Here is a 6,170-nt window from a genome sequence, read left to right on the forward strand (position 1 = left end):
GAAATTATGAAAATTAGAGATTTAGTATGAACGATATAAATCCAGTTATTTCTTGCAAAAGTGTGTGGAAGCTTTTTGGTGGAAATGCTGAAAAATACCTAGCCTCAATGAAAAAGGGGCAATCGTTCGAACAAATACGACAGGCAGGCTACATTGCTGCTGTACGCGATGTTTCTTTGGATATCGCTCGCGGTGAAATGCTCGTAATTATGGGGTTATCAGGATCTGGTAAATCGACCTTAGTTCGATGTTTATCTCGATTGATTGATATAACTGGCGGTGAAGTCAAGGTTGATGGCCAGGACATTATGGATTTGAATGAAAGAGAATTGATAGACCTTCGCCGTAAAAAAATGGGTATGGTTTTTCAAAGCTTTGGATTGCTACCACACAGAACTGTATTAGAAAATGTAGCTTTTCCGTTAGAAATGCGTGGACAAGATCGTCATGATCGACGTGAGCGCGCTATGGAAGTTATCAAATTAGTTGGCCTGGAAGGACGTGAAGAGTATTTCCCAAGAGAATTATCTGGTGGGCAACAACAAAGAGTTGGTATTGCCCGAAGTCTAGCGATTGAGCCTGATATCTGGTTTCTTGATGAACCTTTTTCCGCACTAGATCCACTAATTCGCCGTGAAATGCAGGATGAATTCCTTCGACTGCAAGAAATTCTGGGCAAAACAATTGTTTTTATCACGCATGATTTTGATGAAGCATTACGTTTGGCCGATCGTATAGCTATTATGAAAGATGGTGCTGTCGAACAATGCGATACTCCTGATAAAATCGTATTGAATCCTGCGACAGAATATGTTGCTAAATTTACTGAAGAAATTGAGAAATCACGCGTAATTCATGCTGAGGTTTTAACTAAACCGATTAATGGATATAAATTAGAAGGGGCGTCAATTTCAGCAGATGCAACTATTTTACAGCTTTCTCGCCAACTCATAGGGGATAATAGAGATATTCTCCCGGTAACAAATAAGGATGGTGTCTTAATCGGGGGTATGAATCGCCAAGAAGCTCTCAATGTTTTATTGGGGGAGAATTAATGGCGATTGTTGAAACGCGGCTTACTGGAAAAATAGGAAGCCTTACGCGCCTCCAAATAACGCAGTTCCTTTTTGGTTTAGCGATTATTTTTGCAATTATAAAGCCTCTGTTACCGGAGTTTCTTGTCCGAATTCCTGTTGAGATGATTTTACCCTATGATATTTGGCTGCAAACATTATTCGATTTTATTAAAGATGATCTTGGCCTTTTAACAGTAACTCGTGGGATTTCGTCTGTTTTAGAATGGTTTCTCGATATTACAGCAAACCTTCTTTACGGGAAAAGACGCTGGCCAAATATTGGCCCTGTTCCCTGGGTTGCTATAGCAGTTGTAGCAGCCGTCATAGGGTTTTGGTTAAAGGGATGGAAAATGGCCCTCTTGGCGGGAGGGACGTTTGTTTGGGTTGCATTAATTGGGCAATGGAAATTGGCCATGCAAACAATGTCCGTTATCGCTGTTGCCGCACCAATGGCCTTTCTTATTGGGTTGTTACTTGGGATTTGTGCATGGAAATATCCTAGATTTCAGCGCGCTATTATGCCCGTGCTGAGTATCTTACAAACCTTACCCTTTTTTACGTATCTCTTACCTGCAGTAATTTTTTTCAAAGTGGGACCTACTGCGGGGTGTATTGCGACGATTATTTATGCAATTCCTCCGATGGTTTTAATGACAACTTTGGGATTGAAAAAGGTTTCTCATGAAGTTGTTGAAGCAGGACATATGAGTGGTTCGACCAGGTGGCAAATGTTGCGGTATGTTTATTTACCTGCAGCCCGGACAGAAATTCTTGTTGGCGTCAATCAAGTAATTATGCTGTGTCTGGCGATGGTTGTTTTGACTGCATTTATCGGGATGCCAGGTCTAGGTGCAAAATTACTGTCTTTGATGAATTCCCTGAAACTTGGCCGAAGTTTTGAAATTGGCATCACGATCGTTTTGATAGCTGTTACGCTTGATCGATTGTCAAAGGCGTGGGTTGTCAAACAACCAGAACATTTTGAGCGTGGAACATCTTGGTTCGTGCGACACAAACTTTTAATTATTGGAATTATTGCCTTTATCGTATCAATTATTCTCGCTCAATTTGTGCAGGTAGCAGACCATATTACCCGAAAGCAAGATCTATCAATGGGCAAGGATATTGACAATGTGATCCGGGCCATTTTGGCCAATGATATTATTACGGGAGTAACTGATTGGTTACGTTGGTTTTTAATTACCTGGGTTTTGATTCCATTTCGAAATGCATTGTTATGGTTACCAACGGGTAGCGTAATATTAGCAATGGCTGCGTTTGGCTATTTTGTTGGCGGTCGAAAGTCGGCTTTACTTGTTGTTATTTTCTTTGGTGTGATTGCTTTGACTGGTTGGTGGGATCGCTCAATGATCACATTATATGCCGTTATTTCAGCCGTTATACTTGCAACATTAATTGGTATTCCTTTGGGAATTGCCGCTGCGCGTAATCCCAAATGGTCTGAACCCATTCTTTTGGTTTGCGATACAGCGCAAACATTCCCAAGCTTCATTTATCTGATACCAGCAATCATGTTGTTTAGTGTAAACGATGTTGCTGTTGTCTTTGCAATATTGATCTTTGCGACAGTACCTTTGATGCGATACACGATTGAGGGTATCCGTGCTGTACCAAGTGAATTGTTGGAAGCAGCAGATATGGCTGGAGCAACCAGAAATCAAAAACTACTTAAAGTACAACTGCCTTTGGCATTACCAACTATGGCCGTTGGGTTTAATCAAGCGATTATGTTTGCGTTTTTTATGGTAATCATTGCTGCTTTTATCGGAACACAAGATTTAGGACAAGAGTTACAAAAAACCTTGGCCGGTAACAATCTTGGGAAGAACTTTGTTTTAGGTATGTGTGTTTCTCTAATGGCTTTGGCATTCAACCATATCATTATGCGTTGGTCTAACGATCGGCGAAAAGCGCTAGGAGTTGGATAAATCATATGCAGAGCCTTGAAATATATAAATTTACAAAATTTTTTATTGGGAAAAGTGAAGAGTTTAGTTCCATATTTCCTAATGGATTTGGTGTTGTTTTTTGTGGTCAAAAAAATAGATTTTATCCCTCTAGCGAAAGAAGCATTTCGCCATGAATATTCAATCTGTAAAAATTAAACCTTCTTTTCCTGTGCCTTTCGAAAGAGCAGGAGTAATCGTGCCAGGATTACCTATTTTACCCCAAGGGGTAGAACGACACCCAATTCCTGGTGGGGGAAGTCGTGCATTAAAAATTTCTAAGGGTGATGAAATTACAATCCAAGATCGTGAAGGACTTCAACCTGTTGAAGTTGTTTTCTTTGCATCAGATGGTACTTCCGATGCAAGCATGATTGGAGCAAAAGGTGGGCACGATCCCAAGGGGCTTAAAGCGACTTTGTTGCATGATACTTCAGGGGCGAAAGTAATGCAAACACTTGAACTCTCTGGCTTTAATTTGGGTAATGCGGATGGCACTTTGATCTTTGCGTCAGATTCCCATGCCGGTGATTATGAAAGTTTCTTTGCATCATGTGATGGATTGTTAATTGTTTGTGCAATTGGCAGGGCTATGGAACCATATGAGCAATGTCCTTCGACCGAGGTTGCTCTTTACATACGGCGGGCTAACCCGGGCTATCCCAAAAATATATTGCTTCCTCCTGATCCTCTAGCAGACCCATTACGAGATCTAAATATTCAACCAGGCGAAGCGAAACCTTATGTCGTGAAGGCTGGGCAGTTTATACAGGTTTTGGATGTCCAAGGGCGCGAGTGTTCGGATTTTCAGGCATTCTCTCTCAGAGCTTTAGATAAGGGAATAGAAAGAGAAATTGATCCTACAACAACTCGGTCGCTTATGGGCGCGCTTTACCCTGTGCCGGGGATTATGTCTAAATTTTTCTCTGTTGATCAAGAACCACTTGTTGAAGTTATACAAGATACTGTCGGACGACATGATACTTTTGGATTAGCGTGTACTGCTCGTTATTACGAAGATTTGGGTTATCCGGGGCATATAAATTGTTCTGATAATATGAACAGAGAATTGTCGAGGTATAATATCCAACCAAGAGGCGGGTGGCCTGCGGTTAATTTCTTTTTTAATACGATACTTGATGAAACTAATGCCATCGGAATGGATGAACCATATTCACGTCCGGGTGATTATATCTTGTTGCGTGCTTTAACTGACATCGTTTGTATATCGACAGCTTGTCCATGCGATATAGATCCTGCAAATGGTTGGAATCCAACAGATATACAAGTTCGTGTTTATGATCAAAAAGAATACTTCAAGCGCTCTATTGGCTGGCGCAAAACTCCGGGGGCTGATTTGGAAGAAACAAAAAAAACTGGATTTCATGATTGCTTTGCTCGCCACACGCGCGATTTTGTTGAATATGCGGGCTATTGGTTACCTAATCAGATGACCAATCATGGAGCTATCGCTGAATATTGGGCTGCCCGAGAAAAAGCTGTAGTGATGGATTTATCACCTTTGAGAAAATACGAAGTAACAGGTCCCGATGCGGAAGAATTGATGCAACTTTGTGTTACCCGGAATATCAAAAAACTGGCAATTGGCAGCATTGTTTATACGGCTATGTGTTATGATCATGGTGGAATGATTGATGATGGTACTGTTTATCGCCTTGGTGAAACCAACTTTCGTTGGATTGGTGGAAATGATCAATCAGGTCTTTGGTTAAGAAAACAGGCGAAAGAACATAACTTAAATGTCTGGGTTCGTTGCTCTACGGATCAACATTGTAATATTGCAATTCAAGGACCGTTATCTCGAGATATTTTAAAACAAGTGATCTGGGCGCCTCCCCAACAGTCGACAGTCGAAGAACTACCTTGGTTTCGTTTAACAATTGGACGTATTGGTGATTTTCATGGCCCATCTGTTGTCGTTAGCAGAACCGGATATTCAGGAGAACTTGGTTACGAGGTATTTTGCCATCCAAAGGATGCAGAACAGGTTTTTGATGCAATATGGGCCGCGGGAGAACCTTTAGGCATGATCCCTCTGGGATTATCAGCATTGGATATGTTGCGGATTGAAGCTGGACTTATTTTTGCGGGCTCTGAATTTGATGACCAAACAGACCCTATGGAGGCAGGTATTAGTTTCACTGTACCGCTAAAATCAAAGAGCGATAATTTTATTGGGCGTTCGGCTTTGGAGCAGCGAAAAGCACATCCTCAAAAGAAGCTTATTGGTCTTGATCTAGAGGGAGGGGTCATACCTGTTCCGGGTGATTGTATTCATGTCGGCAAAGCCCAAATAGGCATTATTACATCTGCGATGAAATCTCCTATTCTTGGAAAGGTTATTGCTTTAGCCCGTGTTGATGTAATGCATTCAGAGCTAGGAACTGAACTTGAAATTGGACAATTAGATGGCGACCAGAAAAGATTAAGAGCTAAGGTGGTATCATTTCCACATTTCGACCCTCAAAAAGAAAGAGTTAAGGGGAATTATTAAAGAGTCTGCCAAAGGTGTTGCGTGCCCCCGCAACCAATACTTATACACAAAACCCCGTAACCGATTAAGGTTACGGGGTTTTGCGATTCTAGGTGTATTTCACTATCTAGGCTCAGGACTCATTCTTTGAGATAGAAGATAACGGCAGCAGCAATGCAAATAGCAGAGAAGAAAGTGTGCGCGCATCTGTCATATCGTGTTGCAATTCTTCTCCAATCTTTGAGTTTAGCAAACATATTTTCGACTTTATGTCTTTGTTTATAAAGCTTCTTTGAATAGCGATGTTTGGTCTTCCTATTGGAGCGCGGCGGGATACAGGGTGTTATTTTCTTTGTCCTGAGAGCTTCCCGGAACTCATCACTGTCATAGCCCCGATCCCCGATCAATCTCTTTGCTTTAGGGAGCAAGGGATAGAGAAGTTTGGCACCAATGTGATCACTGAGTTGCCCTTCACTCAAGCACAGGATAATGGGCCTGCCCTGACCATCAGTGACAGCGTGGAGCTTTGAGTTCAGCCCCCCTTTTGTTCGGCCAATACGCCGGGGAACATCCCCTTTTTTAGCAAACTGGCTGCGGTGCGGTGAGCTCTGAGGTGTGTTGCATCAATCATGA

Annotated in this window: 3 protein-coding genes and 1 pseudogene; 3 read left to right on the forward strand and 1 reads right to left on the reverse strand. The window is 41.9% G+C overall.

What is annotated here, in order from left to right; all coding sequences use genetic code 11:
• Positions 1-26: 26 nt before the first annotated feature.
• The 3 genes from WH96_RS19695 to WH96_RS19705 all read left to right on the forward strand — a co-directional run bounded on the left by WH96_RS19695 (position 27) and on the right by WH96_RS19705 (position 5,558).
• A complete protein-coding gene (locus tag WH96_RS19695; protein WP_047765955.1) occupies positions 27-1,055 on the forward strand; it encodes a quaternary amine ABC transporter ATP-binding protein in 1,029 nt (342 codons plus the stop codon).
• Positions 1,055-3,025, forward strand: coding sequence for an ABC transporter permease (locus WH96_RS19700; protein ID WP_047765956.1), 1,971 nt, complete (start codon positions 1,055-1,057; stop codon positions 3,023-3,025). The genes WH96_RS19695 and WH96_RS19700 overlap by 1 nt, the downstream gene beginning before the upstream one ends.
• Positions 3,026-3,242: 217 nt before the next feature.
• Positions 3,243-5,558 carry a DUF1989 domain-containing protein gene (locus tag WH96_RS19705; RefSeq protein ID WP_245629516.1) on the forward strand — a complete coding sequence of 772 codons (2,316 nt, stop codon included), beginning with the start codon at positions 3,243-3,245 and terminating at the stop codon, positions 5,556-5,558.
• Positions 5,559-5,677: 119 nt separating this feature from the next.
• Here the strand turns inward: WH96_RS19705 and WH96_RS19710 are convergent.
• A pseudogene (locus tag WH96_RS19710) lies at positions 5,678-6,170 on the reverse strand (IS5 family transposase); the annotation flags it as partial.

This window comes from Kiloniella spongiae, assembly GCF_001026905.1.
Taxonomy (GTDB): domain Bacteria; phylum Pseudomonadota; class Alphaproteobacteria; order Kiloniellales; family Kiloniellaceae; genus Kiloniella; species Kiloniella spongiae.